The sequence below is a fragment of the Sphingomonas sp. AAP5 genome (assembly GCF_004354345.1).
Lineage (GTDB): Bacteria > Pseudomonadota > Alphaproteobacteria > Sphingomonadales > Sphingomonadaceae > Sphingomonas > Sphingomonas glacialis.
Window position 1 is genome coordinate 1,662,445 of the sequence record NZ_CP037913.1, and the last position, 16,038, is coordinate 1,678,482.

A 16,038-nucleotide genomic window follows, 5' to 3' on the forward strand; every position below is an offset into this window, starting at 1 on the left:
CTTGTGCCGGGGTCCACCGTCCGCAAGAGCTGCACGCGCAGAACGCGCGGCACGGTGGACCCCGGGACGAGCCCGGGGTGACGGATGGGAGAATTGGTGGATCGGCGGCGGTGTCGCCTGTTCGTCTCTGCGCCACTTCTTCTCCGCGTCCTCCGCGCCTCTGCGCGAACCATCTTCTTTTTGCGCGCAGAGGCGCGGAGGACGCAAAGGGGATGCGCGTCGCGTCTTCGCGCCTTCGCGTGAACCAGACTTCTTCTTCACGCGAAGACGCGAAGACGCGAAGACGCGAAGACACGAAGCCAAGGGAATCGCGCCCCCCGCCGTCACCCCGGCCCCGTGCCGGGGTCCACAGAGACGCGCGTTCGGCGCGTGCGGCTCTCGCGGGACGGTAGGCCCCGGCACAAGGGCGGGGTGACGAAGGAGGCGAGTCGTCTCGCACCACCCGCCCCCCGCTAACCGCTTGGCCTCCTCGCCCCGCCCCCCTAAGCTCCCCACGACCGCCCTGGAGCCGCCATGACGCTGATCGACCAACTGCGCACGCTCAGCCCATCGCAACGCAATGCGATCTGGGCGAGCTATCTCGGCTGGACGCTGGACGCGTTCGACTTCTTCCTGCTCGTCTTCATGCTCTCGGCGATCGCCACCGAATACGGCACCGACGTCAAGCATGTCGCCGAAGCGACCTTCCTCACGCTCGCCGCGCGGCCGTTCGGCGCGTTCTTCTTCGGCTGGCTCGCCGACCGCGTCGGGCGGCGGCCGATCATGATGATCGTCATCCTGCTCTTCTCTTTCTTCTCGCTCGCCTCGGCCTTCGTCACCTCGCTGACGATGCTGTTCGTCGTCCGCGCGGCGTTCGGCTTTGCGATGGGCGGCGAATGGGGAATCGGCGCGAGCCTCGTGATGGAATCGATCCCGCCCAAGCTGCGCGGGCCGGTGTCGGGGCTGCTCCAGTCGGGCTACCCTTCCGGCTATTTCCTCGCGAGCCTCGTCTATTTCCTGCTGTTCGACCAGATCGGCTGGCGCGGCATGTTCGTCGTCGGGATCGCGCCCGCGATCCTCGTCTTCATCATCCGCTCGCACGTCGACGAGAGCCCGGCGTTCGAGGCGCGCAAGGACGAGGCGAAACCCAACCCGTTCGTCGAGCTCGCCCGCCACTGGAAGATCGCGCTCTACCTTGTCGTGCTGATGACCGCGTTCAACTTCTTCAGCCACGGCACGCAGGATCTCTACCCGACCTTCCTGCGCGAACAGCACAAGTTCGACACGCACACGATCGGCACGCTCACCGCGATCATGAATATCGGCGCGATCGTCGGCGGGCTGAGTTTCGGCATCTGGTCCGAGACGATCGGCCGCAAGCGCGCGATCATCATCGCCAGCCTGCTCATCCTGCCGGTGATCCCGCTCTGGGCGTTCGCGCAGACGCCGTTGCTGCTCGGGCTCGGCGCATTCCTCGTCCAGGTCGCGGTGCAGGGCGCGTGGGGAATCGTGCCGGTGTATCTCAACGAGCTGTCGCCGGCGCTGGTGCGCGGAATGTTTCCGGGGTTCGCCTATCAGCTCGGCAATTTGATCGCCTCGCGCAACGGGCCGCTCCAGGCCGGGATCGCCGAGGCGCATGGCGGCAATTACGGCTACGCGATGGCGCTGGTCGCGGGCATCACCGCGCTCGTGCTGGTACTCTGGACCTGGCTAGGCCCCGAACGCCGCGACGTGGATTTTGTCGAGGAGGCGAAGGCGTAACTCCTCCCCGGCACGGGGAGGGGGACCCTGAGCATTCAGCGAAGGGTGGAGGGGGCGCGCCGCGAGCGTAACGGTCGCGGAGGTCCCCTTCCACCATCCGCCCGAAGGGGGCGGACGGTCCCCCTCCCCGTGCCAGGGAGGATGTAAAAGCGCTGTCCTACAGGCCGTGTTTCTGGTATGTTCCGGCCTGCTCTTTCAAATCGTAGAAAGTCTAGGAACAGCGAACCGCAACGGCGGCCCGCACGCGCGACCACGAACCCCGCAGATCATCACAAAATCGGAAACGATCGCCGCGCACAACACCCCGTCCAGGGGTCAATCGAGTCAAGCAAACTCGCTTCGTCGCAGATCGACCCGCGCGACAAGGGTGACGGACGCGCAACCGCCCGCTAAAGGCACACACCATGAGCCAGATCACCCCCGAGATCGTCGCCCAGCACGGGCTGTCCACCGAAGAATATGAGCGCGTGCTCGTCGCAATGGGCCGCGAGCCCAACCTGACCGAGCTCGGCATCTTCTCGGTGATGTGGTCCGAGCATTGCTCGTACAAATCCTCGCGTATCCATCTCAAGAAGCTCCCCACCACCGGCCCGCAAGTGATCTGCGGCCCCGGCGAGAATGCCGGCGTGATCGACATCGGCGACGGCCAGGCCGCGATCTTCAAGATGGAGAGCCACAACCACCCGTCGTACATCGAGCCGTATCAGGGTGCGGCGACCGGCGTCGGCGGCATCCTGCGCGACGTCTTCACGATGGGCGCCCGCCCGATCGCCAACCTCAACGCGCTGCGCTTCGGCCGGCCCGATCATCCCAAGATGCGCCACCTCATCGCGGGCGTCGTCCACGGCATCGGCGGCTACGGCAATTGCGTCGGCGTCCCGACCGTCGGCGGCGAGGTGAACTTCCACCCCGCCTATGACGGCAACATCCTCGTCAACGCGATGACCGTCGGCATCGCGCAACAGGACAAGATCTTCTACTCGGCGGCGAGCGGGATCGGCAATTCGATCGTCTATGTCGGCTCGAAGACCGGCCGCGACGGCATCCACGGCGCGACGATGGCCTCGGCCGATTTCGGCGAGGATTCGGAATCGAAGCGCCCGACCGTCCAGGTCGGCGATCCCTTCACCGAGAAGCTCTTGATCGAGGCGTGCCTCGAACTGATGGCCTCGGACGCGATCGTCGCGATCCAGGACATGGGCGCCGCCGGCCTCACCTCCTCGGCGGTCGAGATGGCGTCGAAGGGCGGCGTCGGCATCGAGCTCGACATGAACGCCGTGCCGCAGCGCGAAACCGGCATGACGCCGTACGAAATGATGCTGAGCGAGAGCCAGGAGCGGATGCTCATGGTCTTGAAGCCCGGCCGCGAGGACTTCGCCGAAGCGATCTTCAAGAAGTGGGAGCTCGATTTTGCGGTGATCGGCAAGGTCACCGAGACCGGCCACATGGTCTTGAAGTTCGACGGCGAGACCGTCTGCGACATCCCGCTCGCCCCGCTCGCCGACGAAGCCCCGCTCTACGATCGCCCCGCGGCGTCGAAGGAAGAATATCAGGCCTGGGCCAAGGTGCCCCCGCTCGGCGCCACGCCCGAGGCGAGCGACATCGCCGCCGACCTGCTCAAGCTGATGGCCTCGCCCGATATCGCCTCGCGTCGCTGGATCTGGGAGCAGTATGACACCCAGGTCGGCGCCGACACCGTCCAGCGCCCCGGCGGCGATGCCGCTGTGGTGCGTGTCCACGGCACGCAAAAGGGGCTCGCGATGAGCACCGACTGCACCCCGCGCTATTGCTATGCCGACCCTTATGAAGGCGGCAAGCAAGCGGTCGCCGAATGCTACCGCAACCTCTCGGCAGTCGGCGCGACCCCGCTCGCCGTCACCAACTGCCTCAACTTCGCCAACCCGCAGCGCCCCGAAATCATGGCGCAGCTCACCGGCTGCCTCGACGGCATGGGCGATGCGTGCCGCGCGCTCGACTTCCCGATCGTCTCGGGCAATGTCTCGCTCTACAATGAGAGCAAGGCGACCGGCGGCGGCTCAGCGATCCTGCCGACCCCCGCGATCGGCGGCGTAGGCCTGCTCGCCGACTGGTCCAAATCGGCGACGATCGCCTTCAAGGGCACCGGCGACGTCATCGTCCTGATCGGCGACCGCCGCGGGCATCTCGGCCAGTCGCTGTGGCTGCGCGAAGTTCATGGCCGCGAGGAAGGCCCGCCCCCGCCGGTCGATCTCGAGGCCGAGCGCCGCAACGGCGAGTTCGTCCGCGCCCACATCGCCACCGGCGCGCTGACCGCGGTGCACGACGTGTCCGATGGCGGCGTTGCGGTGACGATCGCCGAGATGGCGCTTGCGGGCAATGTCGGCGCGATGCTCCACGCGCCGCTGCCGTGCGGTGTCGCCTGCTCGTTGTTCGGCGAGGACCAGGGCCTCTACGTCGCGACGATCGCCGATCACCTGCTGCTCGAAACGCTCACCGCCGCCGACGCCGCTGGCGTCGAGATCGAGCGGATCGGCCGGACGATCGCGGGTCGGCTGATCTTCGAACTGCCCGACGACGATCATGTCGTCACGCTCGACGCGCTGCGCACCGCGCATGAAGGTTTCTTCCCCAAGCTGATGGGCGATACCGCGACGCTCGTCGACTGACCCGGCGGGCGGCGGGTTCGCGGCATTCGGGCCGCCGCGAACCCGTTGGAAACAAGCGCCCGCGGCTTCGTTGTGCGCTCGCTTTCCCCCTCGACAAGCCCCATCGACAAGGACGTCCGCAATGCAAATGCGTAAGCTCGGCCAGCAAGGCCTCGAAGTCTCGGCGCTCGGTCTCGGCTGCATGGGCATGTCGGACTTCTACGGCAGCCGCGACGAAGCCGAATCGGTCGCGACGATCAACCGCGCGCTCGATCTCGGCGTCACCTTCCTCGACACCGCCGACATGTACGGCGTCGGCGCGAACGAGGAGCTGGTCGGCCGCGTCGTGCGAACGCGCCGCGAATGGGTCGTCGTCGCGACCAAGTTCGGCAACGTCCGCGGGCCTGACGGCAGCTTCCGCGGCGTGAACGGCCATCCCGACTATGTCCGCCAGGCGTGCGATGCGAGCCTCAAGCGGCTCGGGCTCGACGTGATCGACCTCTATTATCAACACCGCGTCGATCCCGGCGTCCCGATCGAGGATACCGTCGGCGCGATGAGCGAGCTCGTGGCGGCAGGCAAGGTCCGCTATCTCGGCCTGTCGGAAGCGGCGCCCGAGACGATCCGGCGTGCGCATGCGGTGCACCCGATCTCGGCGCTGCAGACCGAATATTCGCTGTGGAGTCGCGACGTCGAGGCCGAAATCCTGCCGACCGTCCGCGCGCTCGGCATCGGCTTCGTTCCCTACAGCCCGCTCGGCCGCGGCTTCCTGACCGGGCAGTTCACCAAGCCCGAGGATCTGGCGGAAGGCGACAGCCGCCGCGCGCATCCGCGCTTCCAGGGTGCGGCGTTCGCGAAGAACCTCGATCTCGTCGCGGCGATCAAGGAGATGGCGGCGGCCAAGCGTTGCACCCCGGCGCAGCTCGCGCTTGCCTGGGTGCTCGCGCAGGGCGATGACGTGGTGCCGATCCCCGGCACCAAGCGGCGCAGCTACCTCGAGGACAATCTCGGCGCGCTCGAAATCGTGCTCGATGCCGACGCGCTCGCGCGGATCGATGCGGTGCTGCCGCCGGGCAGTGCCGAGGGGATGCGCTACCCCGCGGTCTCGATGGCGACGGTGGACCAATGAGCACGGCCTCGTTTGCGGCGATCGCGCCGGGCAACCTCGCCGTCGTCACCGGCGCGGCAGGCGGGATCGGCCTCGCCGCCGCGCGCGCCTTTGCAGCGGCGGGGATGCGCGTCGTGCTGGTCGACCGCTCGGGCGAAGCGCTCGAGGCCGCCGCCGCCGCGATCGATGGCGCGATCGCGCATACCATGGACGTGTCGGACCGCGCGGCGATGCAGGCGCTTGCCGGCCGGATCGTCGCTGAGCACGGCACGGTCGCGCTGCTGATGAACAATGCCGGGATCGGTGCGGGCGGCGACGTGTTCGCCAATGCCGAGGTCTGGGATGCGGTGCTCGGCGTCAATCTGCTCGGCGTGCTCAACGGCGTGCAGAGCTTCGTTCCCGCGATGCTCGACCATGGCGGCCCGGCGCTCGTCATCAACACCGGCTCGAAGCAGGGCATCACCCAGCCGCCCGGCAACACCGCGTACAATGTCAGCAAGGCCGGGGTGAAGGCGCTGACCGAAGGCCTCGCGCACACGCTGCGCACTCGCTGCGGCGATCGGGTGAGCGCACATCTGCTGGTGCCGGGCTTCACCTTCACCGGCATGACGCGCCCCGGCATCACCGAAAAGCCCGCGGGGGCATGGACCCCCGAGCAAGTCGTTGCGCTGATGCTGGAGCGGCTCGCGATGGGCGATTTCTACATCGTCTGCCCCGATAACGAGACGACGTCGGAGCAGGACTCTAAGCGGATCGCCTGGGCGGCCGGCGACGTGACCGAGAACCGCCCTGCCCTGTCACGCTGGCACCCCGACTGGAAGGACGCATTCGCCGCTTATATGGCGGAGTGACCGCTGCGCCCCGACGCGCGGGTGGCAAAGTCCCCTTGCGCGTCGGGCAGTGGGTCGCCACCCTGCCCGCGAACTCGATCGACAGGGGATGCGACGATGCGGTGGACGATAGTGGCGTGTGGCGCCGTGATGCTGGGGTCGCAGGCCGAGGCGCAGACGCTGCCTCCTGTCCCGCATGTCGCCAAGCGGCCGTTCCAGGTAACCTCGCCCAACGGCGCGCGCGCCGACGACTATTACTGGCTGCGCGACGACACCCGCAAGGATCCGGCGATGCTCGCCTATCTTGCCGCGGAGAACGGCTATGCCGATGCGCGCCTCGCACCGTTGAAGCCGCTCCAGGCCAAGCTCTATGCCGAGACCGTCGCGCACATCAAACAGGATGACAGCTCGGTTCCCTATGCCAAGAACGGCTATTACTACGCCTCGCGCTTCGCCGCCGGCGCCGACTATCCGCTGATCGAGCGTCGCAAGGGCACCGCCACCGCGCCCACCACGACAATGTTCGACGAGCCGACAATGGCCAAGGGCCACAGCTTCTTCGCGCTGAGCGACTGGGCGGTCAGCCCCGACAATGCGCAGGTCGCCTGGGCCGAGGATACCGTCGGGCGTCGCCAATACGTCCTCAAGGTCAAGGACCTCGCGACCGGCGCGGTGCGCAGCGACACGATCGCCAATGCCGAGCCGAGCGTCGTATGGGCCGACGACAATCGCACGATCCTCTACGTCGCGAAGGACCCGGTGACGCTGCGCGGCTATCGCGTGATGGCGCATGTCCTCGGCACCGCGCCCGCCTCGGACATGCTGCTCTACGAAGAGAAGGACGACACCTTCCAGATGGGCATTGCCCGCACCGCCGACGATCGCTTCATCTGCATCACCGTCGGGAGCACGGTCAGCGACGAGCAACGCTGCGCGCCGGCGTCGAACCCGAGCGCATTCACAGTACTGGCGCCGCGCGCCCGCGAGTTCCGCTACACCGCGGATCATCAGGGCGGGCGCTGGATCATCCGCACCAACCGCGCGGCGAAGAACTACAAACTCGTTACGGTCACCGATGCCGACGTCGCCAAGGGCGTCTCCGCATGGCGCGACCTGACGCCGGCGAACGACAGCGTGTTCATCGAAAGCTTCAAGCCGTTCGCCGGCTTCGTCGCGATCGACCAGCGCGAAGGCGGCAATCGCATGATCCGCTTGCTCACCGACGCCGGCACATCGATCCCGGTCAAGGCCGACGAGCCCGCCTACCGGATGGCGCTCGACGTCAACGAGGAGACCGCGACACCGTGGGTGCGCTACACCTACGGCTCGCTCGTCACGCCGACGACGACCTATGAGGTCAATGTGAAGACCGGCGCGCGGCGCGTGCTCAAGGTCGCGCCGGTGCCGGGCTACGACCCCGCCAATTACGTCACCGAGCGCGTCTGGGCGACCGCGCGCGACGGCACGCGCGTGCCGGTGTCGATCGTCTATCGCAAGGGGCTGAAGCGCGACGGCACCGCACCGTTGTTCCAATACGCCTATGGCAGCTACGGCATGTCGACCGATCCCGCCGTCGATCCCGGCCGGATCGGCATGCTCGATCGCGGCGTAGTCTATGCCATCGCGCATATTCGTGGCGGGCAGGAAATGGGGCGCGGCTGGTATGACGACGGCCATCTGCTCAAGAAGCGCAACAGCTTTACCGATTTTATCGACGTCACGCGCTTCCTCGTCGCGCAGAAATACGTCGCGAAGGACCGGGTGGCGGCGATGGGCGGCAGCGCGGGCGGGCTGCTGATGGGCGCAGTCGCCAACATGGCGCCGCAAGATTACAAGGCGATCGTGGCGCAGGTGCCGTTCGTCGATGTCGTGACGACGATGCTCGATGCCTCGATCCCGCTCACCACCTTCGAATATGACGAATGGGGCAACCCCGCGCAAAAGGCGTATTACGACTATATGCTGAGCTACTCGCCCTACGACAATGTCGCGGCGAAGGCGTATCCGGCGCTGTATGTCGGCACCGGCCTGTGGGACAGCCAGGTGCAATATTACGAGCCGACCAAATGGGTCGCCAAGCTGCGCGAACTCAAGACCGACGCCAATCCGCTGGTGTTCCGCGTCAACATGGAGGCGGGGCATGGTGGCAAGTCGGGCCGCTTCGAACGCTTCCGCCAGAATGCCGAGTGGCAGGCGTTCGTGCTCGATCAGCTCGGCGTCGCGGGCGCTGCGTCGTAACGCCGTAGCCGCCGCCGAGCAGGATTTCCGATGACCGAAACTCCCTTTGCCCTCTGCGTCGGCATCGGCACCTATCGTGGCGGCGGTGGCGCCGGGATCCAGCCGCTGTGCCGCGACGAGGCGGGAGCGTGGCGGCTCGGCGCGCCCTACGCCGACGCCCCCAACGCCTCGTTCAGCGTCTATGCGCCGCGACGCGGGCTGCATTATATCGTCGATGAGGCCGAGGCGGGCAGCGTCGGCGTCCACCGCTACGCCAACCAGCGGTGGGAGCGGCTCGCGTCGATCGCGGTCGATGGCGCGGCGCCGTGCCATATCGCGCTCGATCCGACCGAGACGCTGCTGGCGGTCGCCAACTATATGAGCGGAAGCGTGACGCTGCTGCGGCTCGATTCGCAGAGCGGGCTGCCCACGGGCGCCGTGCAGGTCAGCGCCAATCAGGGATCGGGGCCAAATCCGGCGCGGCAGGAAGCGCCGCACGCGCATTGGGTCGGGTTCAGCCCCGACGGACGCTGGCTCTACCAGACCGATCTCGGCACCGACGAGATCCTTGCCTTTCCGATCGCGAGCGATGGGACGCTGCACGCCCCGCAGCGCGCCTATCGCGCCGCCCCGGGCTCGGGACCGCGGCATCTCCTGCTTCATCCCAACTTTGATCGGCGCGCCTATCTGATCGGCGAACTCGACAATACGTTGAGCTTGCTCGATCGCAGCGAAGGCAGCTTTACGCATCGTGCCACGCTCTCGACCCTGCCCGACGGCTGGCATGGCGATTCGATCGTCGCGCACCTGGCGATCAATCGCGCGGGCGATCGCCTTTACGTCTCCAATCGCGGGCATGACAGCATCGCGGTATTCGCGCTCGATGATGCCGGCGTTCCGACGCTGCTTGGTCATACCGCGACCGGCGGCGCCTCGCCGCGGCACTTCCTGCTGCTCGAGGATGCAGAGCTTGTGATCGTCGCGCACGAAAGGGCGCAGACCGCGACGACGCTGACGATCGACGCCGACGGGCGTCTCCACCCGACGGGCATGTCGTTGGCGATTCCGGGGGCCGCCTATGTCGTGCTTCCCGATCCCACGGACCAGCAAACCGCGCGCTAAAACCCGCGCCGACAGGCATCTCCACACGAGCGGTTGCGCCCGGGCCGGAAGCTTTGAATAAGCGCGCGGCCATGGCGCGCAAACCACCCCCTCCGAAGCGACGCGCAGGATCGCGCAGCGCCGCGCGCGACGCCGCTTCGGAGACCTGGCTGCTGCTGCTCGGCAGCGTCGCCGCGATCCTGCTGATCGCGACGTTCCTCTATCCAAGCGTGCCCGCAGAACGGAACCCGGAGCGCGCCAAGCCGCTGACGATGGCGCAAGCCCGCGCATCGAACCGCGCCGTCCCGGTCGAGCCGCGCTTCCGCGTCCCCGCCGCGCGCTACCGCTTCGACGGTGGCCCCGCCGCGCGCTTGCAAGCCACCGAATGCCTCGCCACCGCCGCGCTCTACGAAGCGGGCGACGACGCGCGCGGACAGAAAGCGGTGATCCAGGTGATCCTCAACCGCGTCCGCGCGCGCGGCTTTCCGCGGACGATCTGCGGCGTGGTCTATCAAGGCTATACGCGCACGATCGGATGCCAATTCTCGTTCACCTGCGATGGATCGTTCGTGCGGCGCCCGGTGCATGACGGCTGGGCCGCGGCACGCCAGGCCGCCCGCCGCGCGCTCGCGGGGCGCGTGTTCGCCGATGTCGGACGCGCGACGCATTATCACGCCGACTGGATGGTCCCCTATTGGCGCGACTCGCTCGTCAAGGTCGCGCAAGTCGGCTCGCATCTGTTCTACGTCCGGCAGTCGATGCGCGAGCGGGTTCGCTCCGACGGAGACAACGCCCGTCGCAATATCGGGTGATCGGGGGAAAACTAACGCCCCCCAAGCGTTGCGCCCGCACACAGCAAGGATTTCCGGCATGAAGGCGATGGTTCTCAAGGCCCCGATTGGGCTCGATCATCTGACACTCGAAGACCGCCCCGATCCGGGCGCGCCGGGCGCGGGCGAGATCCGCGTCGCGCTGCACGGCAGTTCGCTCAACTTCCACGATCTCGGCGTCGCAACGGGGCGGATGCCGACCGCAGACGGCCGTATCCCGCTCGCCGATGGCGCCGGCATCGTCGAGGCTGTCGGCGGAGGCGTCACCGAATTCGCACCCGGCGATAGCGTCGTCTCGTGCTTCTTCCCCGACTGGCAGGACGGCAGCGCGACGATTGGCGACTTCAGCCGCACGCCCGGCGACGGGATCGATGGCTTCGCCTGCGAATTCGTCGTGCTGCCCGCCAGCGCTTTCACGCATGCGCCAAAGGGTTATGACGCGGTCGAGGCGGCGACGATCACCACCGCTGGCCTCACCGCCTGGCGCGCGCTGGTTGTCGACGGCAAGCTCAAGGCGGGCGACAGCGTGCTGCTGCTCGGCACGGGCGGCGTGTCGATCTGGGCGTTGCAGATCGCCAAGGCGATGGGCGCGACCGTCGCGATCACCTCGTCGTCGGACGAGAAGCTCGAGCGCGCGAAGCGCCTCGGCGCGGACTTCACGCTCAATTACCGCGGGCACTCGGAGTGGGGCAGAGCGGTGCGCGACTGGAGCGACGGCCGCGGGGTCGACCATGTCGTCGAAGTCGGCGGTCCCGGCACGCTCGCGCAATCGATCGAAGCGGTGCGCGTCGGCGGGCATATCTCGCTGATCGGCGTGCTGACCGGCGGCGCTGGCCAAGTTCCGACCGCGGCGCTGATGGCGAAGCAAGCGCGGTTGCAGGGCCTGATCGTCGGCAGCCGGCGCGAACAGCAGGCGTTCGTCCGCGCGCTCGACGCGACCGGGATCCGCCCGGTGGTCGATCGCCGCTTCCCGCTCGAGGCGCTCTGCGATGCCTTTCGCTACGAGATGGGCGCGGGGCATTTCGGCAAGATCGGTGTCGAATGGTAACCGCGAGCGACGCGGGTGCGGCGTCGAAGCCGTATGTGATTTGCCTGATGCAGTCGTCGATCGACGGGCGACTGCATCCCAGCCGCTATACCGAAAGCCCCGACGGGAGCCGCAAGGATTGGGCCGCCGCGTATGAAAGCGCGCACGACGCGCTCGGCGGCAACGCCTGGCTCGTCGGCCGCGTGACGATGGCGGAGATGTCGAAGGCCGCGCCGCATCCGCCCGCATCGCGGGGCGCGGTCGAACGACCGCTCCACGTCGCGACCCGCGCCGACAGCTATGCGATCGCGCTCGATCGTTCGGGCAAGCTGCATTTCGACGGTGGCACCGTGGGGGGTGATGCCGTCATCGTGCTGCTCGGTCCGGATGTGGCGGACAGCCATCTCGCAGAGCTGGCCGCCGACGGCGTTTCCTATATCGTCTCGCCGGATCACGAATTCGATTTCGCCGAGATCCTCGAGACGCTGGGGCGCGACTTCGGCATCGCCAAGCTGCTGCTCGAGGGCGGCGGCGGGATCAACGGGTCACTGCTCGCGGCGGGAGTGGTCGACGAACTCCACGTCCTCGTCGCGCCCGCGCTCGATGGCGGCGCAGCGGTGGACGGGATCGTGACCTACGGCACCGAGGGCTTGAACGGCAAAGTCCGCCTGAGCTTGCTCGGCGCCGAGACGCAGGCGCATGGCATCGTCGCGCTGCGCTATGCCGTCACCTCCGCCTGACGCCGCGCACGGATCGACACGACAATCCGATCGACCAGTGCGAGGGCCAGCGCCGACGCGCCGAACAGCGGGAGCAGCACGCCGAGCACGATGACGACCGCGAACATCCACCCCGGCGCTGCTGCGCCGCTCCGGGTTGGCGCCCCCACCCGCCCCCGGGGTCGGCGTTTCAGCCACATCAGCGTGCCGAGCACGCTGATCGCGATCAGCGAGAGCGCGGTCGCCACCCCGATCAGCTGGTTCGTGAGGCCGAACAATTGCCCCTCGTGCCACGCGACCCCGGTGTTGACGATCCGGTCGATCACATGCAGGTCGGCAAAGCCCGATCGCCCGGTCTCGATCCCGCTCGCCGGATCATAGGTCACGCGCCGATCCAGCCAGCGGTTCTGCGCCTCGGACTTCACCGTCCATACGGCACCGGTCGGTGGTCCGAACTTCTGGACGGTGTGCGGCGGAAGCACCAGCACGGGAAACGCCATCCGCTCCGCCGCTGCCTTGGCGACGAAGACCGAGAGCGGCAGGCCCTTCGGCTCGGGCGCCCGGGCCGTCGGCATATCGGTCATCGCGCCGTGGTGACCGGCGTGGCCTCCATCGACGCCGATCTTCCAATCCTGCCGCCCCTTCACCAGCCCAAGCTCGGCTCGCACCCATTTGAACGTCCCGCCCCACGCGCCCGCCCAGGGCAGGCCGCTCGCGAGCATCACCAGGACCAGCCCCGCCACCCAGAATCCAGTGACGCGGTGCAGATCCTTGAGCAACGGCCGCCCACGCAGCCAGAATCGCGGCCAGAGTGTTCCCGCCAGCCGGAACGGCCGCGGCCACCACAGGTACAGGCCAGACAGGATCAGCACGATCGTCCAGCTCGCGGCGAGCTCGACTAGCCGATCGCCGAGCGTGCCGATCAGCAGCGACCCGTGGATCCGCGCAACGACCGCCTCGATCCGCGCCGCAGGGTCGAGGCTGCCGAGCACGCGCCCTTGCGGCGAGACGTAGACCTCGCGCGGTTTGCCGTCCGCATCCACCAACTGCAGCATCGCGGCGTCGCCAGCTTCGCGCGGCAAGCGATAGTGGTTGAACCGCATCCCGGGGTTGGCTGCCAGCGCCGCCGACAGCTGTGCCTCGGGAGCCACTGCGCCCTCAGTCCCGAGACCGCAAAACGCCCGTTCTTCCCACCGCTCGACCTGCGGCTTGAACAGATAGATCGATCCGGTGATCGCCAGGATCAGGATGAAGGGCAGGACGAACAGCCCGGCATAGAAGTGCCAGCGCCACACCCAGCGGTACTGCGCCGGCCCGGCCGAAACCGTGCTTGCTGCGGTCGCGGTCGCCGGCATCAGAACGTCACCTTCACATCGGCGGCGAAACTGCGTTGCGGGAAGGGGTGGAAGAGGAAGTAGCGGTCGTTGTTGACGTTATCGACCCCGATCCCGAATTCGATATGCTGCGCGACGCGAAACTGCGCGCGCAGATCGACGACGAAATATCTGTAAAAGCCCTGATAGGTGTTGCCGACCACGTCGCTGTTATCGAGCGCACCGTAGTTGCGACTGGCGTAGCGCGCAGCAGCCGTCAGCGCGACGCCGTCGACGGGTCGCCATGTCGCGACCGCCGTCGCTTTCCAGCGCGGCACGCTCGGGAGCAGCTTGCCGACCGCGCCGGGCAGGACCGCATTCTTGCTGGTGATCGCGTCGGCATAGGTCACGCTGCCCGAGACATCGACCCGCCGGACGACGTTCGTCCGCGTGATCGAGAGCTCGGCCCCCCGCGCCCGCGTCTCGTCGACATTCTGAACATAGGTGCCGACTTGAACCGGGGTCACCGCCAGCAGGCCGGTCTGCGAAATCAGCGCGTCCCTGATCACTTCGTTGAACAAAGCGAACCGCAAGCTTCCCCGGCTGTCCTGCCGCTCGAGCGCCAGTTCGAGCGATCGCGCGCGTTCGGGGCGCAGGCTCGGGTTCGGCACAGACGCGACGGGTGTCGTGACGATCTGATAGAGCTCGCCGACGGTCGGGAAGCGCCACGCCTGGCCGAACGACAGCCGCGCGGTCAGATGCGGGTCGATCGCATAGGCGAGTGCTGCCTTGGGCGAAAATCTATTGCTGCTCAACGCCGGCTGACGGACCGGTCCGATCGCTGGCGACTGCGCCAAATTCACACCGTCATACGCGCGCCACCATTCGTAGCGCCCGCCGAGCGTGAGCGTCAGCGGCGGCAGGATCCGCCAGGCGTCCTGCGCCCACAGCGCGTACGTGCGCGTCTTGCCGCTGCCTTGCAGGTTGAGCGCACCCTTCGATCCGTTGACCCAGTCGCTGGTGTTGTAGCGATTGCTGTCGAGTTCGTACCAATCGGCGTGCGCCCCGAAGCTTACCGTATGCGTCGCCGCCGCATCCGATCGCCCCGCGCCCTTGGCGTCGAGCGTCTTCCAGCCGGTGCCCGGGAGGTCGGTGATGAAACCCGCCCCGCCCGCTTGCCCGGCCGGCAGCGCGATATTCGAAACGCGCTGCTTATCTTTGGCGACATCGTACAGCGTGCCGATCACTTGCCAGTCGAACCGGGTACCGCTGCCATTGAGCGACAGATTGTGCGACCATTGCCGCTGCTCGGTGCGATAGACGCTGCCGGCAAAGGCGCTGGCGGCCAGCGTGTAGATTTGGCCATTGTTGCTCGTCGTGCCGGCATAGAATGGCAGGCCGCTCGCCGGGTTGGTGAGATAGCTCTCGACCGTCGAATCGGTGGTGCTGAGGAACAGGCTGCCGACATAGGTCAGCCGCAGCGCGGCGGAGAGATCAAGCGCAGCCTTGAGCTTGAGCCGATCCTGCACTTGATGCTCGAACGCGGTCGCGCCGACGACGCGGATCGCGCCGCCGGTGCGATTGACGTCGTCATAGCCGCCCGTCGTCGGCGTGCTGGTCGCGCTTTTGGTGGCGGTGGCGCTGGCAAAGCCGATCGGCTGACCACGGCTGTCGACATGATCGACGCTTCCAAAGACCGCGAGTGGCCCGAACCGATCGCCGAACGTGCCGCCGAGTTGATAGGCCGGCAAGGTGCGGTGCGTGCCGTAGAGGTCGAACTGCTGCACCGTGGTTCCCGCGACCAGCGTGCCTTCGAAGCGATCGGGCAAGCGCGTCGTGATGTTGACAACGGCGCCGATCGCATTGCCGGGATATGCCGCCGAGAACGGCCCGTAGAGCACGTCGACGCGGGCAATCTCCTCGGTCGATACCAGGCTCCAGCGCGGGCTGGCGGAGGTGTTGTTGTTGCCAACGAGCGCCGAGAGAATCGCACCGTCGGCGTAGATCAAGCTGCGCGCGCTCGCGCCGAGCCCCGAGGTGCGTGTCGCGAGCGGCGCCTGGCTGTCGCCGGTATGGCGTTTGCGCACGACGAGGCTTGGGAGATATTTGAGCGTATCCTCGACATTGCGCGCGTTGATCGTCGTCGCGATCGTCGCGGCGTCGATCGACGCCTTGGACGAAGGCGCGTTCTCGATCGTCGCGGCGCGGCGCTGTGCGGTGACGAGAATATCGTCGAGGCTTGAATCGGGCGCTGGCGATGCGCGCTCGTCGGCAAAGGCCGGAACGGTGGTGCTTGCGAGCATGGCGCAAAACGACGTGACGCCGAGCACGGATGTGCGGCTGACCATGAGAAGGTCCCTGTTCGATAGGGTAATGGGACGAAGCCCATCGCGCGCAGCCCGTTCGGGTGCCTCGCACACGGGTTCGTGCGCTGACGGTCGATCATCGTGCGATACGATCGAGCGCTGCTCGCCACACGGACTGTCGACGGGGATCGGGAAGCGGGCGCAGGGCCTGTCAGCGATCGCG

General features: G+C 67.5%; 11 protein-coding genes. 9 read left to right on the forward strand and 2 right to left on the reverse strand.

Translation table 11 applies throughout. The features are described 5' to 3' along the window. Window positions 1-513 precede the first annotated feature (513 nt). The 9 genes from E2E30_RS07610 (at window position 514) to E2E30_RS07650 (ending at window position 12,217) form a co-directional block, all read left to right on the forward strand. On the forward strand, window positions 514-1,740 hold the full coding sequence (locus E2E30_RS07610; RefSeq protein ID WP_133188718.1) for an MFS transporter: 1,227 nt from the start codon (window positions 514-516) through the stop codon (window positions 1,738-1,740). 404 nt (window positions 1,741-2,144) lie between these two features. Further along, complete coding sequence (purL, locus tag E2E30_RS07615) at window positions 2,145-4,385, forward strand: phosphoribosylformylglycinamidine synthase subunit PurL (protein ID WP_133188720.1); 2,241 nt, start codon at window positions 2,145-2,147, stop codon at window positions 4,383-4,385. A 121-nt stretch (window positions 4,386-4,506) separates the two neighbouring features. Further along, a complete protein-coding gene (locus E2E30_RS07620; RefSeq protein WP_133188722.1) occupies window positions 4,507-5,493 on the forward strand; it encodes an aldo/keto reductase in 987 nt (328 codons plus the stop codon). Next, window positions 5,490-6,323, forward strand: a complete 834-nt coding sequence (locus E2E30_RS07625; RefSeq protein ID WP_133188724.1) for an SDR family NAD(P)-dependent oxidoreductase — start codon at window positions 5,490-5,492, stop codon at window positions 6,321-6,323. Before E2E30_RS07620 ends, E2E30_RS07625 begins: the two co-directional genes overlap by 4 nt. A 96-nt stretch (window positions 6,324-6,419) precedes the next feature. Beyond that, window positions 6,420-8,540, forward strand: a complete 2,121-nt coding sequence (locus E2E30_RS07630) for a S9 family peptidase (protein WP_133188726.1) — start codon at window positions 6,420-6,422, stop codon at window positions 8,538-8,540. A 30-nt stretch (window positions 8,541-8,570) separates the two neighbouring features. Then, window positions 8,571-9,641, forward strand: coding sequence for a lactonase family protein (locus E2E30_RS07635; protein ID WP_133188728.1), 1,071 nt, complete (start codon window positions 8,571-8,573; stop codon window positions 9,639-9,641). A gap of 71 nt (window positions 9,642-9,712) precedes the next feature. Then, window positions 9,713-10,432 carry a cell wall hydrolase gene (locus tag E2E30_RS07640; RefSeq protein ID WP_133188730.1) on the forward strand — a complete coding sequence of 240 codons (720 nt, stop codon included), beginning with the start codon at window positions 9,713-9,715 and terminating at the stop codon, window positions 10,430-10,432. A 58-nt stretch (window positions 10,433-10,490) separates the two neighbouring features. Continuing rightward, complete coding sequence (locus E2E30_RS07645; protein ID WP_206365658.1) at window positions 10,491-11,498, forward strand: zinc-dependent alcohol dehydrogenase family protein; 1,008 nt, start codon at window positions 10,491-10,493, stop codon at window positions 11,496-11,498. Continuing rightward, the gene (locus tag E2E30_RS07650; protein ID WP_133188732.1) at window positions 11,492-12,217 is read left to right on the forward strand and encodes a RibD family protein; all 726 of its coding nucleotides are present in this window, start codon (window positions 11,492-11,494) and stop codon (window positions 12,215-12,217) included. The genes E2E30_RS07645 and E2E30_RS07650 overlap by 7 nt, the downstream gene beginning before the upstream one ends. On the opposite strand, the gene E2E30_RS07655 is transcribed toward E2E30_RS07650, so the two are convergent. Beyond that, window positions 12,196-13,551 (reverse strand): PepSY-associated TM helix domain-containing protein, encoded by a 1,356-nt coding sequence (locus E2E30_RS07655; RefSeq protein WP_240699068.1) that lies wholly within the window; start codon window positions 13,549-13,551, stop codon window positions 12,196-12,198. The genes E2E30_RS07650 and E2E30_RS07655 overlap by 22 nt on opposite strands. Next, window positions 13,551-15,857: a TonB-dependent receptor gene (locus tag E2E30_RS07660; protein WP_133188736.1), complete on the reverse strand. Its 2,307-nt coding sequence runs from the start codon at window positions 15,855-15,857 to the stop codon at window positions 13,551-13,553. The genes E2E30_RS07655 and E2E30_RS07660 overlap by 1 nt, the downstream gene beginning before the upstream one ends. Between the last annotated feature and the right edge of the window lie 181 nt (window positions 15,858-16,038).